This window comes from Bradyrhizobium sp. USDA 4341 (assembly GCF_054063755.1).
Map to the genome: position 1 here is coordinate 981132 of NZ_JBSSGO010000001.1, position 15506 is coordinate 996637.

The window sequence follows — 15506 nt, forward strand, 5'->3', positions numbered from 1 at the left end:
GGTCCCAAGGATTCGTTTATTTGGATTTTCGAATTATCTTCGACATTCCCTACTTCTTCGAGTTCTCGATGAACTCGCGCAAGCGTCGCTCGGCGTCAATTCGTCTCCCCTCCGGCTCGGCAAGGCGCGACCGCTCGGCCGACAGGCCTGACGTGTCATCGGCAAATTTTGTGGCTCTAGGCGGCAAGTCACTTTCCCAGGGGCCCTTGACCAGGACAGTGGAGTATCTTCCGTCAAAGGTCATGAAACGGAACGGCTCGCCGTCGGCAACGAGATAGCCGTCCAATCGCCAGCTCCCATTGGAGTAAGCCCGAACGAACCGATAAGGTGGGATGTCGAGGCAAGGATAGTAACCGCCAGACGCTACCGGCTTTGCCGAAAGATCGCAGGTTGTTCCGTGTCCGTGAGCCATGGCCTCGTCGGCGACCTGCGCCGCCTGCGTGAGGCCGTCTTCTGCTGAGGCCGTCCTAACGGTCAAGAGCAGCGACAAAACGGCGATCGATATCCTTAGACCAGGCATTCGAGATTCATCCTCATGACGTCCACAAGCATCGTTCGCATCTTGTCCATGGCGCGGCGGTCAAGGCCATGCACTGTCTGCCGGCTAACCCCGCTTTCGCGGGCAATATCGGCAAGCGAGGTCGGTTCTTCGGCAAATTTGGTGCGCACGACGATGTCGCGTTCGCGCGGAGAGAGCGCCGCGAGGCACTTTTCAATGACCCCCAGGCGCTCTTCGGCAAGGACCGCGGGGGCTTCTTCAGCGAGTTCGGAAGCAAGATCGTCGCTCATCTCGACGGCCGTCGGCCGCAGCTCCGGATTGGAATAGAAGGCAGCTCGATCAGCATCGCCCGTCGGCCGGACCGGGCCGAGATAGTCCATGACGTATCGTTTGATCCTGGCTTGTACGCAACTCGCCACATAGACGGGAAGCGGTGCTGTGGTGAGCGTGATATTGTAGCGAAGGAGCGCCTGAATCAGGGCCAGTCTACCTTCCTGAACGAGATCCTGGTGTTGAAGGTGACCGCGGCGCTGTCTTCTAGCAACCGACTCTACGAAAGAGTGGAAGGCTTCCGCCAAGAGCTCGCCCGCGATGGCGTCCCCGCTCTGCCAGCGCGACAACAACGCTAAAGCGTCAGCCGGTTCCGGCAACTCGCTCTTTCGGACGACATGGCGCCCGCACTTCATCTGATACCCCCGCAACCCTCAAAACGAACGGCGGCATCTCTTCATCGAATCCTTGGACGGGCAAGCCCACTCCGTGGACGAATCCTTGGACAAACTTTGGATGGGGCAGTCTTTTTTAACGGACCGTTGCAGGACTGCAACACAGCGCTCTCTGGAAGAGCAAAACCCTTCCGAAGACTCCCTGCGAAGACCGCCGTGGTGAAGTGGCGGTCTTCGCGTCGAGAGAGGCTGCCCCTCCACAGGGACAGTCTGCTGGATCAGATATGCTCGAGGGATCGAAGCGAGTTTCACAGCACGGTGACCACGATTGGGCCGCCCACAAAACCGCCTCCCACCGAGCGGGCAGGAGACATGACCCTCCTCCAGCTGCCGACGTTCTAACCCCACCTTCGGCTGGGAGGTGCGGCCTTCCTGACTGAGAGAAGGTTCGACAGAAAGCATCTTAGGAGAGGCGCCGCCCAAAGACACCAATCCCGAGCTTTGCAGTCGTTGCACCCGGCTGGTCTACGGGTGGCTGCTGCAAGAGGAAAGCCAGTAGAATTCAGCCGCTAGCCGGCACAGTCATTCCCGTCGCACTTCCTCCAAAACGTAGAAGGTCGCACCAATAAGCTTCGGTCTGAAAGCCGGCTGTATGCCACGCGCTTTCAGCTCCTGCTTGACCCGCGGCAGTCCCTTTCCGGCGGCTCGCGCCAGGTCGTTCAGCGAGATATAGGTCGAGCGGAAACGCTCGACCTCGTCAGGCGTCACCACCGTTTGAGGACAGTGGTTGACCGGATTGATCGCCTCCAAGCCAGCAAGGAGCCTCGCATCGACGAGAGCTTGCACGACACGGTCCTTGGTGCCCAGTCTGACCGAGACATCGCGTAACGAGATGCCGCCGTGCTCTGGACCGCGTGCGAGAGCCTTCACTTCCTCAATAGCCACAAGCACTGACAGGTAGCCTTTCTCGTCTTCCAGGTGCCCGACCCAGGTGAGCAGCCCCTCAAGAATGGCCTGGACAATGTCTATCGCTGAACAACAGGCGCGTTTGGCGGCCTCAGGAATTGTCGCGCTACCGGCCGGTGCACGCCTTACCGGCTTTGCAGCGCGCAAAAGCTTTGCAAGGAACTGGTTGAGCTCCTCGACTGGGAATTTCTCATTGAGCCCATCCTCGTCGCCCACCGAGTGCAGGAGACCGCTTTTTGCCAGCAGCAGCATTTGAACGCGCGGCGCGTTCAGGTATTTGCCTGCCTGGGGTCGCGACAAGGCACCTATGTCCGCGGTGATCACGGCACGTGCCTTCTCAGCATCGAAGACGACCTTGGCATCTGACAGTACTTCATGGCCGACCGACAGGATGCCCGCGGCCGCAAGCAACTTGCGCATGCGTTTGGGATGCAATCCAGTCTCGAGGTGGAGTGCCCTGATCGACAGCATACCACGAGGAAGGGGAACATGAGCGCTCATCTAAATCCTCGGCCTTCGTAAGTTTCTGCCTGAGGGCACTTAGGCCCATCGCCCTATCTCAATCGTCTTCCTGCATGGGCCGCCTTTTACCCGCATGCCAATCCTCAGCGCCCAAAAGGAACGGCGCCCATTGGATATATTGCTCGCGTGTGCGCGGATCGCTGAAAAATCGCCGAAAGTCACCCGGCTGATAGGCGCTGACATTGAGCAGTCGGTTGGCCGGCACCACGATCGTGCAATTGAGGATTTCGGAACCACTTGAATACCGGCGCGCGCTGGAGCGCCGGCGCGGCCAGCGAAACACGGCACCGCCGGACCTTGGTTTCCATTGCGCGATAGATGCAACGAAGCCCGGTCCCGGATCCCCGTGGGGCCGGTGAAGCTTGACCGGATTGAAGCCACGGTAGTAGCTCCGCGAGCCGCGCTCGTTGTATTTACTGGCTTCCCGCTCCATCCAGCAGCGCTCCTGGCCGATTGTGACGGAGCCCTCACCGAGAGAGGCATTCAAACGAGCGCGGTATTCCTCGAAGTCCGGCGCATCGCCGTCGTAAAGCGCGGCGGAATTGTCATAGACGAGTTCGACCGCATTCAGAAAATCCTCCGGCTTCCAGACTTTCGCCATCGTGTGCGGCTGGAACACCGGTGAGCGATCGAAAAGCCCCTGAACGATCAGCGCGACCCGGTTGTAGTGAGCGATTCTCTCAGACAGCTCCTCTGCTATATCGTCATAGTAGACGCTGGAGGGGTCGAACGGCTGATACTCGCTGGGTCGAAAACGCGCAGTGTCCCTGTAGGGATTGGCAAATTCGCGCATCCCCTTACTCTTATCCCAAGTCGACTGCGGGTTCTCGCGTAGCCATCTTTTGCTGTTGCGCTTCCGCTCTTCGTCTTCCGCTACCATGGCTTCGAACTCGGCGCGGTCGACCAGTTTATCGACGCGGTGCGCGAACATCTTCGCCATCATCGGAGGCTGTGGGTCGAAACTCTCTCGATCAGGGAAAAGACTGTCGCCGAAGTCGATCTCCGTCGAGAGGCGGTACACGTTGCCGCCATTCCGGATGTACAGGAATGTCGCATTGTCATCTCTCGCCAGGTCGATATTGACGAAGGCGGAGAGAATTGATGCCGTTTCGCGTTCCTTCTCGTTTCGACGGACCTGCATTGCGACGATGCATCGCGGTGTCGGCAGCATCCTCCGGAGGTTGTCGGGCTTGAGCAACCACCGATCAAACTTTCGGATGTCCTTGAACTCCATGCCCCCCGCCCGGTAGTCGGCAAGGCACTCCTCGTCCATGTAGAGCTTCCGCTGGAAGAGGCGCACCTTCTCTGAGGCGGGAGCCGGATCTCCGTTGGCGACTTGTTCAACTTCCTCGGTGACGCCGGCATAGAGCTCGATCGCATAGATCCGACGCTGGATATGCGTCACGGTCTCCTCAGCCGTGTCAAGCTGCGCCTCCAGAGGCAGGATCGAGGCCGCCATCCATTTCGCAAGCGCTTTGTTGACGTCCTTGATCTCCTGGAACAGAGCCGGGAGTGTCTCCTTTTGAGCCTTCTCGAGCGCCGACTTGTATTCCGTCACCTCGCGCTGGCCGGCAGCGACGGTGAGCGCGGTCCCGCCGGAATGGGCGATGCCGCGCGCATCGATCCCGAGCCCCCGGGTGAGATCGGAGACCTTCTTGATTAATGCTGCGCTTTGCGACTGCAGGCCGCGTACATGATCGTCGATGACCTGCTGCGGATTTGGTTCCTCGGTCAGCGTCTCGAAGAAATCGTCGTTGTGAACGCGGACTTCCTCGTCATCCACGCCTCGCACCAGGACATAGTTGCTGCCTTCGTGGACGACACAGCCAACCCACCGATTGGGCTCGTCATTGTAGTCCTTGCCATCGACCCAGAACCAACGTCCAAGAACGGATTCTGAGGTCTGCTCCTCGCGCGTAGCCCCTCCAACCCCTCCGACCCGGGCTACGGATGCGTTTCCCGGCGTGGCAGCGGGATTGTTCTCCTCCCGGGCAGACGTGTTCAAGCCTTCCGGCAACAGCGGCTCCCTATCCCCAATGTGCTTTCTCGTTGTCATTCATTGGATATCCAGCAAACGCCGACAGGGCGCCTGTTCGGCTCTCTGCATATCTCTGGCGCTGTCCCCGTACCATCCAATCTCGCCGCGGATGGTTTACGTGCGTTAGCTAACCTGGCGGCCTCGACCGGCCCGGATCGCAAGCACCTCGGCAGTATCCCGCAGGACTTCCGCTACCTTGCGCCACATCGCACGCTGTGGCGGTTCGTCCATGTACGTCGACGATCGCTGCTCGAACTCTTCCCGGGACAGGTCCAGAACCACCTTCTCCATGAAGGAGAGGCTTTTGGGTTCGAACACCTGCATGGCGACCGCCAGCAGGGGACCGATTCCGGTTACCTGATCATCTTTGGCTGAAAACCGGTCCAGCAAGGACTCGGCGAACTCCCTCACCAGGCGGCGTTCACTGGCGTCTTGTGCCGGATCCTTGGCCTCATGGTCCTGGAGGTTCTGCAACGTTCGCAGCATCTGCTTCGGGCTCTCGCCGCTGCGCATGCGCGCCGAAAGGGCCGTGTAGACCGAAAGACGCATGGTCGCGGCCACGAACTGACGGGCCACCGGCGCCCCTCGCGGCGTGTCCTGCCGATTCCCGCCGAACCCCCGGTCTTCGTCGCTCCCCTCAGCACTACCCACAACAACCCCCTAAAGTGGCACATCAGATTGTGCAAAAACGTATCCTAATCCTTGGACTGACGATCCGAAACTCTCACAAAGACGTCCAATCCACTCTAACCTTTCGGACCGTTTCAAGGATTTATCAACATATTCCCACTACTCATCGGGGCAGGAGAAACAAATGCCTCGTACCCAAACTACTGACCACCACCCCCTCATTGGAGAAGGGTCCCCGGACGCTATCGGATTGGCTCGCAGCTTCATGAAAATGAAGCCCGAGAAGAGCGCTGATCTCGCCCCCCAACTCGCATCGGAACTGCTGAACCGGGCAAAGACCGGCCCATTCTATGTCCAGGCCATGGTTGCGGCCGAAGGCACCGGCGCCGCCGCCGGAGATCTGGCACAGGCCATGATCAACGAAGGTTCACGAACCGGTGACGAGCGATTTGCGCTCGAGGGCGATTGCTGGCACCTGCTGGGCGCCCTGCGGCGTCACACTCCCAGCATGCACCATGTGTTTGGCAAGATGTCGGCCGAGAGCATGGGGCAGGTCCCCGAAAGGCCGGCATCTATCGTTGTGGACGACGAGGGTGCGCTCGAGGATCCTTCCGCACCCGAGGAAGCCACAACGAGGCTGGGCCGCACTGTGCTTTCGGCAATTGGCGATCCGGCCTCCAAGGATGGTCTCGACATCACTCGCCGCTATCGCAGCATTATCAGCCACAATATCCCCTATGCCGGCGCCCTTCCGAAGCCGGGAGCTATTTCGGCCGCAATTCGCGCCGAATGGCCGTGGGCGGCGGACTTGGCTCGCTTCCTGGAGGGTCGCGTTGAGTTGATGCGCAGAGCCCATTCGGCATTCGTTCGTCTTCCGCCCGTCTTGTTGCTCGGCGACACCGGCAGCGGAAAGACCACCATTGCGACGGCGCTGGCCGATTTGCTTGACGTCCCGATGACGATGGTTGCTTGTGGCGGCGTTTCCGACTCCGGCGGTCTTGCGGCCACGGCCCGCGGTTGGACAACCTCCCGCCCCTGTGCGCCGTTCCAGGCGATCGCAACCTCCCATCGGGCCAACCCGCTGGTGGTGCTGGACGAGCTCGACAAGGGCACGCCAGCGCGATCTCAAAACGGCAGTGTCTGGGCAAGCGCACTCGGCATCCTCGAGCAGGCCGACCGGTATTTCGATCCGTGCCTGCAGGCCAATGTCGACTTGTCGGCGATCACCTACATCGCGACCGCCAACAACCTCGACGTCATGCCGCCGGAGCTGGTCGATCGCTTCCTTGTGCTGAAGGTCCCCCGGCCGCGTCCCGAGGATTTCGAGATCGTGCTCCGTGGCGCCCTGAAGGCTGAAGCCAAATCGATGCAAACCCACGTCGAGCTGCTTCCAGAGCTCGATCGGCACGATAAGGCCTTCCTGCGCGATATGTTTGGGAAACGGCGACATTCCCTGCGCTCTTTCCGCAAGATGGTATCCCTGCTGATCGGCGAGAAAGCTATGGTTGCCGGCCCGCAGCTCCTCCACTAAACCAAGGAATGAGCGGCGTCCCACGGGAAATCCCCGGCAGGACGCCGCGGAGACGAAATGCGGTCCCTCCCGCTTTTTTTCTGGATCCAGGCCTCGTTCTCTGCCTTTCTCTTCACTTCAGTGCTGGCCGGTTGCCTCACGATCCCCGACGCGCTCAGCCGTGGTGTGTGGGCGCTTCTGGTTCCGGTCCCATTGCTTCTCTGGCTGGCGAGGATGTCAGCAACAGCGGCCCGCCAAATAGCACCGGTTCGCCGGTAACCGCGAGTTATGCCGGCATTCAAGGATAAATCGCCGAAATCCTTCCGATCGTCCTGACCGCCCCGCCAGCAGGAAACATCGGCCAAAGCCCCAATATCCTCCTATCGGCGCTGCGTTCGCCGGACAGCTCGCGTTCCAACGAACACCGAGCTGTCCGGCAGTTGGGGGAAGCGGGCGAGTCCGGATGGCCGCCGGCGGCCCGACGATTTCTCTGCTCAATCTGGGTCAAAACACTTCCCCTCGCCCGCGCGTGATCCAAATCCTACGGAAACCTGGTTTCCCATGGTTGACGAATCCTTGAACCAATGTCTCAATAAGAAGCGTTACAAGGACTCGATACCGTGTCGGGTGCGGGTCCTTTTCCCGAGGCATGGCGCCCAGGGGGATCAACGGGGAGAGTTCCTACTATGCAGTCCAGTCTTGCTGTGCGTCATCGTCTGGCGCGCATTCGTCGCCGTCAGAAGGGTCTGACGCTTATCGAAGCCGCCATGGTGCTCGGCGTCGCCGCGATCGTGATCGCCGGCGTGCTCGTGCTCTACAACACCGCCAACACGTCCAACAAGACGTCCGAGGCGCTCAACCAGCTCAACATCATCCAGCAGGCCGTGCGCCAGATCTACGGCGGCGGTTCGAGCTTCAGCGATCTGACCACGCAGACGCTCGCTGACAGCAAGGTGCTGCCGGCACGCATGATCAACGCTGGCGCGACCCCGCCGCTGGTGAATGCCTTCAATGGCACCATCGACGTGAATTACGACGCGACAAGCGGTGGGTTCAGCGTTGACTTCGGCGGACTCCCCGTCGAGGCCTGTGTGACCCTCGCGACCAAGGATTACGGTCGTTCGCTGGCCAGCCTCGCGGCTGGCAGTTCAGGCGGCAACCCCTTGATGGACGACAAAAGTGCGGGCCTGCCGTCCGCAACGTTGGCGGGACAGGCCTGCGACTCCAACAGCGCCAACCATCTAATTTGGATATTCAGAAATTAGCTTCGGCTTTTCCGGATTGCGCAATCTGAGCGGAAGCAACCTGGACCGTCGTCAAGGCGGCCACATATTGAGAGAGTTCCGGAGGCTGGCAGCGATGCCGGCCTCTTCCTTTTGCTGACGAAGTGTCGTGAAAGAGTCCCAATAGCCGAGGTCAGGTTGAGTGGTATAATTTAACCTGCCGACGACTTTTTGCGAAGCGTTTTTCGGATTCCGGGTCCAAGTTTATCGCCCGTTTCGCGGTCCCCAAACGTATCAGTTTTGTCGCGCGCCCTATTTGTCGCCGACCGTGCTGTCGTAGAGGACTCGGAATTCAGGAATGCCCGCGCAAATTCAGCTCTCTGAGAGCAACCTGGCTAGGCCTTCGACTCTCCAGGTCGCCATGGACGAAATTCAAAGAAACAATGCCCAAGCCGCGCTTGCGATATTCGCAGACGTGTTCCGAGATGGCTTGCACCTACCCAATGACCAGATTGCAGGGGTCATGATCGAGGTCTCGAGCGCGCTGATCGCCGCATTTGAACGGGATCGGCAGTCTCCAGGCGCATATGATTTCTTGCGGACGATAGCCTCCGAGGCCGCTGACGTTGTCGCCGGCCTGCTCCAGCTCGCCAACTTTCCGACGGGAAGCGAAGATCCACTCGCGATCCAGGAGCCGATCATCCTCGCCCTTGTGGGTGCCCTGTCAGCAGCAGGCCGTCACAAGGAAGCCATCGGCTTGCTGGAGGGCCTGCTTGTCCGTACGCCGAACCGGCTTCCGCTCAGCCACGCGATGTTCGTCGCCCAGCGACGGCAGGCAGGGCAATCTGACGATCTTCGCGGGCGCTTCTGCGAGGTGCCGTTTGAGGGTTTCGACGTGCTTCCGGGGGGCAACGTGCACCTCTGTTGCGCTGCGTTCATGTCGAAAAGCGTGGGCAATCTGTATCATCAAGACCATCAGACAATCTGGAATAGCCCGGATGCTGGCCTCGTTAGGGAATCGATCCATGACGGCTCATTCCGGTACTGCGACAAGCTCAAATGCCCCCGGTTTGCTCATGGCTTGCCAACGGACTCGAGCATTCTCGACGCGGTAGCCGCTTCCGAGATCGTGGTAGACCCCGACTGGATGGGCCGCCGCGGCGCTGTTCCTCAGAACCCTCACCTGGCGCCGATCATTGAATGGAGCCTGACAGAGCTGACCATTGCTCCGGCGAAGATCAACCTCTCGTTTGATCGGACGTGCAATCTAGCCTGCCCCTCCTGCCGGACAGACTTCATCGCGGCGAAATCAGCGGAGCGGATGTCGATGCTGACGTTGGTCAACGCCAGGATCCTGCCGCTGTTGGAAACCGCCAGTCTCGTCACGGTGACGGGCTCCGGCGATCCGTTCGCGTCCAAAACGTTCCGGCACATTCTGCGCTCGATCGAACCGGAGCGCTGCCCGGATCTTAGGGTTCAGATTGCCACCAACGGCGTTCTATTTACGCCGCAGGAGTGGCAAGGGATCGCTCATCTGCATGGGCGCATTGCTGGGGTGAACGTCTCGATCGACGCGGCCTGCCCTGAAACCTACGACATTGTTCGGCGTGGCGGAGATTGGGATCGGCTACAGGCAAATCTGAAATTCCTGACCGGCCTCGCGCGTGAGGGGGCTTTCGCTGCCGTCAATCTTTGCTTCGTTGTCCAGGCATTGAACTGGCGCGAGATGCCGGCTTTTGTTCGCCTCGGACGGGAGTTGGGAGTTGATCAGGTCTATTTCAGCCTGCTCGAAAATTGGGGAACCTTCAACAGCATCCAGTTCGCGGATAATGCTGTGCACTTTGAGAGCCATCCTGAGCATCAAGGTTTCCGGCAGTTGCTTGCGACCTCGCCGGAGTTGGACGATCCGATCGTATGGCTTGGATCTTCGATCCCGAGCCTGCGGGACAAGCCTGCCGGAAGCGCGCCGCGGGCGGCGACGGGCTCTAGCGACAGGCTATCATCGCCAAAGCTTTTGAACGGGCAGTATGTGCGGCACTTGTTGTTCTCCGTTAACTAATCCTTGTCACGGAAGCGTGCGGTAAACGAGTCGAAGACTCCCGTGGCACAAGCCCGCCAAATAATTAGGTCGACGGTCGAGGTTCGATAGCCGGTCTGCGCGGCCAGCCGCGCGCAGAGATCTTGTGCCGTGGTGCCTTCCAGATCGGCGAGCCGCTGCAGGTGCACGTCCGGCTTCGCGCAATCTATCCCGAAATTCTTTGCCAGATGGTACTTTGTGATGCTCCCGATGTGGGGGAGCGTCTCGCAGTAGGCGATCTTGTCTTCAGCGGCCAAGAATTCTCTAAACAGGCGTTCCCGCTCGTTGAAGATCGCTTCGATCGCCTTAGCTTTGTGGGCATGCTTGAACACCTCGAATACGGGTCGCCCGGTCGCGAGCGCACCGTTAACGCGTTCATGAATAATGCGGGCCACGTCAAATTTCATGCCCGAACAGCAAATTACCCAGATGGCTTCGCCCGCAAAGATATCTGCATCTTCGGGAAGTCCCACCGACTCCGACCAGGCGATATCTTCCGTCGCGACGTCGCCCAGCGATTCAATCATCTGATTGAAATCGGCAACGGAGATCTGGCGTTTGGCGACAATTGCGTCCATGAGCGCCAAACTACCTGACAAATCCGTCTTGGCGAGCGGGCGCGACGGTGTCTTCCACTGCTTCTTTTCGATCGTTTTCTGTTCAAGGATTCGGTGATCACGGGGAAAACTCCGCGAGGTCGCAACTGCCGCGTTTGACTTGTGCAACCGGCCGACGCTGAATCCCTGGAACGTTTGCGCTCGCTTCGGTTTGTTCCGGAGAGCCTGCAAATTCCTACATGTCGTCTTTTCCACCGTTCTGATCCCTACATCTTGTGGCCTTGGTTTGACTCATGCTGACCCCGTCCATAGCGTTGCGATCTCGACCTCTTGAGCGTTTTCGATTGAAAGCGCGATGAACGGTCCAAGGATTAGACTGCAAACGAACAAACTAGCTGAGCAAGGAAAGTACCGATGAAGATCGCCCGCCATTTCACGACCGCCGCCGCAGACCCGTACGCTACGATCCGCTTCAAGCTGATCACCAGCGAGATCAAGAATCCCGACGGCAGCAGCGTGTTCCGGCAGGAGAGCATCGAAGTGCCGGAGACCTGGTCCCAGGTCGCCTCGGATGTGCTCGCCCAGAAGTATTTCCGTAAGGCCGGCGTCGCCGCCCGTTTGGTCAAGGTCGAGGAGGAGACCGTGCCGTCGTGGCTGTGGCGTTCGGTGCCGGCCGAGGCCGCCCTCGCGCACATGCCTGCGGATGAGCGCTATGGCGGTGAGCGTTCGTCCAAGCAGGTCTTCGATCGTCTCGCTGGTGCCTGGACCTATTGGGGCTGGAAGGGCGGTTATTTCACGACCGAGGAGGACGCCCGCGCGTTTTATGACGAACTGCGCTTCATGCTCGCCAAGCAGATGGTGGCGCCGAACTCCCCGCAGTGGTTCAACACCGGCTTGCACTGGGCTTACGGCATCGACGGTCCCGGCCAGGGGCACTTCTACGTGGATCCGACGACCGGCAAGCTCGTCGAGAGCGGCTCGTCCTATGAGCGTCCGCAACCGCATGCCTGCTTCATCCAGTCGATCAGCGACGATCTCGTCAACGAGGGCGGCATCATGGACCTCTGGGTCCGCGAGGCGCGGCTGTTCAAGTACGGCTCCGGCACCGGCACCAACTTCTCTCGCTTGCGCGGCGAAGGTGAGAAGTTGTCCGGCGGCGGCCGCTCATCTGGCCTCATCAGCTTTCTCAAGATCGGCGACCGCGCTGCGGGCGCGATCAAGTCGGGCGGCACCACGCGCCGCGCCGCCAAGATGGTGATCGTCGATGCCGATCATCCGGATATCGAGACCTACATCGACTGGAAGGTCTTGGAGGAGCAGAAGGTCGCGGCCCTGGTCGCCGGCTCCAAGCTCTGCCAGCAGCACCTCAAGGCCGTCCTGAAGGCCTGCGTCAACTGCGAGGGCACCGGCGATGCCTGCTTCGATCCCGCGCAGAACCCGGCCCTGAAGCGTGAAATCAAGGCCGCCAAGAGGGCCATGGTGCCGCACAATTACATCCAGCGCGTCATCCAGTTCGCCAAGCAGGGCTACAAGGACATCGAATTCCCGGCTTATGACACCGACTGGGACAGCGAGGCCTACCTCACCGTCTCCGGCCAGAACTCCAACAACTCCGTGTCGGTGAACGACGACTTCCTGCGCGCGGTCGAGACCGACGGCGACTGGAACCTGACGGCTCGCCTGTCCGGCAAGGTCATGAAGACGCTGAAAGCTCGGGATCTGTGGGAGAAGATCGGCTATGCGGCCTGGGCCTGCGCCGATCCGGGCCTGCACTTCAACACCACCATGAACGACTGGCACACCTGCCCGGCGTCCGGCCCGATCCGCGGCTCCAATCCGTGCTCGGAGTACATGTTCCTGGACGACACTGCCTGCAACTTGGCTTCGGCCAACCTGCTGACCTTCTACGATACCAGCACGCGCAAGATGAAGCTCGATGCCTATGAGCACATGGTGCGCCTGTGGACCATCGTGCTCGAGATCTCGGTCGCAATGGCGCAGTTCCCCTCCAGGGCGATCGCACAGCTGTCGTACGACTTCCGGACGCTCGGCCTGGGCTACGCCAATATCGGCGGGTTGCTGATGACCATGGGCCACGGCTACGACTCGAAAGAGGCGCGGGCCATCGCGGGCGGCCTGATGGCCGTCATGACGGGTATCGCCTACCGGACGTCTGCGGAGATGGCGTCCGAGCTCGGCACGTTCCCCGGCTACGAGAAGAACCGCGAGCACATGCTCCGGGTGATCCGCAACCACCGGCGAGCCGCGCACGGTGAGCACGCCGGCTACGAGAACCTCTCGGTCAATCCGGTGCCGCTGAACGCCGCTGACTGCCCGCACGAAGAGATCATCGTCCTGGCCCGCAAGGCCTGGGACGAGGCGATCGAGCTCGGTGCGGCCAACGGCTATCGCAATGCCCAGGTGACCGTCCTGGCGCCGACCGGCACCATTGGTCTCGTGATGGATTGCGATACTACCGGCATCGAGCCCGATTTCTCCATGGTGAAGTTCAAGAAGCTCGCCGGCGGCGGCTACTTCAAGATCATCAATCAGGCGATCCCGGAAGCCCTGCGGGTGCTGGAATATCGCGATAGCGAGATCGCGGAGATCGAGGTTTACGCCAAGGGCCACGCTTCGCTCGCCCAGGCGCCGGCTATCAACCACTCGACGCTGCGCGCCAAGGGTTTTGATGACGCGACGATCGCAAAAGTGGAAAAGGCGCTACCTGGCGCCTTCGACATCAAGTTCGTCTTCAACAAGTGGACGCTCGGGGAGGACTTCTGCCTCAATGCGCTGAAGATCCCGGCCGAGAAGCTAGCCGAACCGAAGTTCGAGATCCTCGCCCATCTCGGCTTCTCCAAGGACGAGATCGAAGCCGCCAACGTACACGCATGCGGCGCGATGACGGTCGAAGGCGCGCCGCACCTCAAGCAGGAGCACTACGATGTGTTCGATTGCGCCAATCCCTGTGGCAAGGTCGGCAAACGTTACCTCTCAGTCGAGAGCCACATTCGGATGATGGCGGCGAACCAGCCCTTCATCTCCGGTGCGATCTCCAAGACCATCAACATGCCCGGCAACGCCACGGTCGAGGACTGCAAGCGCGCCTACATGCTGTCCTGGAAGCTGGCGCTCAAGGCCAACGCGCTCTATCGCGATGGTTCGAAGCTCTCCCAGCCGCTCTCCTCGCAGCTGATCGCCGATGAGGATGCCGACGACGCAATCGAAGCCCTCGTCGCCAAGCCGACCGACCAGAAGGTCGTCGCGGTCGCCGAGAAGATCGTCGAGCGCATCGTGGAGCGTATCCGCACCCGCGAGAAGCTGCCCGAGCGCCGCAAGGGCTACACCCAGAAGGCGGTAGTGGGCGGGCACAAGGTCTACCTGCGAACCGGCGAGTACGATGATGGCCGCCTCGGCGAGATCTTCATCGACATGCACAAAGAGGGTGCGACGTTGCGCTCCTTCATCAACAACTTCGCGATCTCGGTTTCGCTCGGTCTGCAGTATGGCGTGCCGCTCGAGGAGTACGTGGAAGCCTTCACGTTCACGCGTTTTGAGCCGGCCGGCCCCGTGCAGGGCAACGACATGATCAAGAACGCGTCGTCTCTGCTCGATTACGTCTTCCGTGAGCTGGCGGTGTCGTACATGGGCCGCAATGATCTTGCCCATGTTGTACCGGATGATCGTGGCGACGCGTTGGGGGACGATGACGGGGCGATCTTCAAGAAGGCATCGGTCTCTCGCGGACTGACCCGTGGCCGCATGCCGGAAGCCGCGCTGACGCTCGTATCCGATCGCGGCGTCGTCTCGCCTTCGGCGCCATCTGGCGGTGTCGTGGCACTGTTCGACCAGGCCGGTGCCTCCGCGGGGCGCATTGAAGGCGCGACGGCTCTCAAGGCTGCCCCGGCGGTCGATGTTCTCAGGGATCGCGATGCAGCTCGCATCGATGCGAAGTCCAAAGGTTATACCGGTGATGTATGCACCGAGTGTAGTGGCGTTCGGCTCCGCCAGACGGGGCACTGCTGGACCTGTGAAGATTGTGCGGCGAACGGGGGCTGTAGCTGAGGGGGCGCCGCCGCCGCCGCCGCTTGCAGGCTGCAGCCGTGGGTAAAGTTGGTCCCCTACAAGTACGTCCCCTAATCGGGGTAAAGTAGGTCCCCTAGTCTGAGATCCAAAAAAGCCCCGCCGGCGACGGCGGGGCTTTTCGTTTCAGCTGTAGCGAGTGGAGGACGAACCTCGATCGACCGGACCTTATGTCCGCTTTTCCTCGAAGAGCCGGCATCCAGGATGGACGAAAGGATCGTCAGCTACGGGCCAAAAGGCGACATCACCTGCCTCATTCCTCTGACGAGACACGTGTGAATAACAACCTAATCAGAGCAACAACGACATACACAACAAAGCAAACAATCGTCGCCATTCCGAACAGGACGAGCACGAAAAGGGGGTTGTCTCCCTTTCCGATCCTGTCGGCGCCCTCTACTACATCGTACGCTACGAACAGTAATCGGATCGAAATAAGGAAATAGAAGGAAAGGAAAAAGCACGAGAATGGCTCACTCCGAACGGCAAACATCACCATGGCCGGGAATAAGCAAAGGAACGGGTCAGCAGCCAAGACATGCCCGAAGTGCTTGTTCTCAATAATGGCTACCTCCACCAAGACCACTAGTGCCACTGCCAACGCACCCACGTTCGCAACAAGCGTTACGCGTGATCCGGTCAAGTCGATAGACGAACCATTCCCTGACATAGCTGCTGCCTCACCCACAACTCCGGACATGCCGCTGCGCCATGACAATTGTCGCTATGGGTCCAC

11 protein-coding genes are annotated in these 15506 nt (G+C 60.3%); 4 read left to right on the forward strand and 7 right to left on the reverse strand.

Annotated elements, in window-relative coordinates:
• Window positions 1–49: 49 nt before the first annotated feature.
• From ACVIGB_RS04835 to ACVIGB_RS04855, 5 genes are all read right to left on the reverse strand, one after another.
• A complete protein-coding gene (locus ACVIGB_RS04835; RefSeq protein ID WP_456717867.1) occupies window positions 50–286 on the reverse strand; it encodes a hypothetical protein in 237 nt (78 codons plus the stop codon).
• Window positions 287–507: 221 nt separating this feature from the next.
• A complete protein-coding gene (locus tag ACVIGB_RS04840; RefSeq protein WP_456717866.1) occupies window positions 508–1185 on the reverse strand; it encodes a sigma-70 family RNA polymerase sigma factor in 678 nt (225 codons plus the stop codon).
• Between the two features lie 561 nt (window positions 1186–1746).
• Window positions 1747–2631 (reverse strand): hypothetical protein, encoded by an 885-nt coding sequence (locus ACVIGB_RS04845; RefSeq protein WP_456717865.1) that lies wholly within the window; start codon window positions 2629–2631, stop codon window positions 1747–1749.
• A gap of 58 nt (window positions 2632–2689) precedes the next feature.
• Window positions 2690–4669 (reverse strand): hypothetical protein, encoded by a 1980-nt coding sequence (locus ACVIGB_RS04850; RefSeq protein ID WP_456717864.1) that lies wholly within the window; start codon window positions 4667–4669, stop codon window positions 2690–2692.
• Window positions 4670–4813: 144 nt separating this feature from the next.
• Window positions 4814–5266 carry a hypothetical protein gene (locus ACVIGB_RS04855; RefSeq protein ID WP_456717863.1) on the reverse strand — a complete coding sequence of 151 codons (453 nt, stop codon included), beginning with the start codon at window positions 5264–5266 and terminating at the stop codon, window positions 4814–4816.
• Window positions 5267–5591: 325 nt separating this feature from the next.
• Here ACVIGB_RS04855 and ACVIGB_RS04860 point away from each other — a divergent pair, with 325 nt between their 5' ends.
• The 3 genes from ACVIGB_RS04860 to ACVIGB_RS04870 all read left to right on the forward strand — a co-directional run bounded on the left by ACVIGB_RS04860 (window position 5592) and on the right by ACVIGB_RS04870 (window position 10112).
• A complete protein-coding gene (locus tag ACVIGB_RS04860; protein ID WP_456717862.1) occupies window positions 5592–6851 on the forward strand; it encodes an AAA family ATPase in 1260 nt (419 codons plus the stop codon).
• A gap of 683 nt (window positions 6852–7534) precedes the next feature.
• Window positions 7535–8095, forward strand: coding sequence for a type 4 pilus major pilin (locus ACVIGB_RS04865; protein WP_456717861.1), 561 nt, complete (start codon window positions 7535–7537; stop codon window positions 8093–8095).
• A 316-nt stretch (window positions 8096–8411) separates the two neighbouring features.
• Window positions 8412–10112 (forward strand): radical SAM protein, encoded by a 1701-nt coding sequence (locus tag ACVIGB_RS04870; protein ID WP_456717860.1) that lies wholly within the window; start codon window positions 8412–8414, stop codon window positions 10110–10112.
• Here the strand turns inward: ACVIGB_RS04870 and ACVIGB_RS04875 are convergent.
• The gene (locus tag ACVIGB_RS04875; protein ID WP_456717859.1) at window positions 10109–10942 is read right to left on the reverse strand and encodes a hypothetical protein; all 834 of its coding nucleotides are present in this window, start codon (window positions 10940–10942) and stop codon (window positions 10109–10111) included. The two genes, ACVIGB_RS04870 and ACVIGB_RS04875, sit on opposite strands and share 4 nt — an antisense overlap.
• Before the next feature lie 159 nt (window positions 10943–11101).
• Here ACVIGB_RS04875 and ACVIGB_RS04880 point away from each other — a divergent pair, with 159 nt between their 5' ends.
• Window positions 11102–14752: a vitamin B12-dependent ribonucleotide reductase gene (locus ACVIGB_RS04880; RefSeq protein WP_456717858.1), complete on the forward strand. Its 3651-nt coding sequence runs from the start codon at window positions 11102–11104 to the stop codon at window positions 14750–14752.
• 271 nt (window positions 14753–15023) lie between these two features.
• Here ACVIGB_RS04880 and ACVIGB_RS04885 read toward each other — a convergent pair whose 3' ends face one another.
• Window positions 15024–15470, reverse strand: coding sequence for a hypothetical protein (locus ACVIGB_RS04885; RefSeq protein ID WP_456717857.1), 447 nt, complete (start codon window positions 15468–15470; stop codon window positions 15024–15026).
• Between the last annotated feature and the right edge of the window lie 36 nt (window positions 15471–15506).

Coding starts and splice junctions, on each gene's coding strand:
- ACVIGB_RS04840 (WP_456717866.1), bottom strand. CDS start 1,185: ATGAAGTGCGGGCGCCATGTCGTCCGAAAGAGCGAGTTGCCGGAACCG.
- ACVIGB_RS04845 (WP_456717865.1), bottom strand. CDS start 2,631: ATGAGCGCTCATGTTCCCCTTCCTCGTGGTATGCTGTCGATCAGGGCA.
- ACVIGB_RS04860 (WP_456717862.1), top strand. CDS start 5,592: ATGAAGCCCGAGAAGAGCGCTGATCTCGCCCCCCAACTCGCATCGGAA.
- ACVIGB_RS04870 (WP_456717860.1), top strand. CDS start 8,412: ATGCCCGCGCAAATTCAGCTCTCTGAGAGCAACCTGGCTAGGCCTTCG.
- ACVIGB_RS04880 (WP_456717858.1), top strand. CDS start 11,102: ATGAAGATCGCCCGCCATTTCACGACCGCCGCCGCAGACCCGTACGCT.
- ACVIGB_RS04885 (WP_456717857.1), bottom strand. CDS start 15,470: ATGTCCGGAGTTGTGGGTGAGGCAGCAGCTATGTCAGGGAATGGTTCG.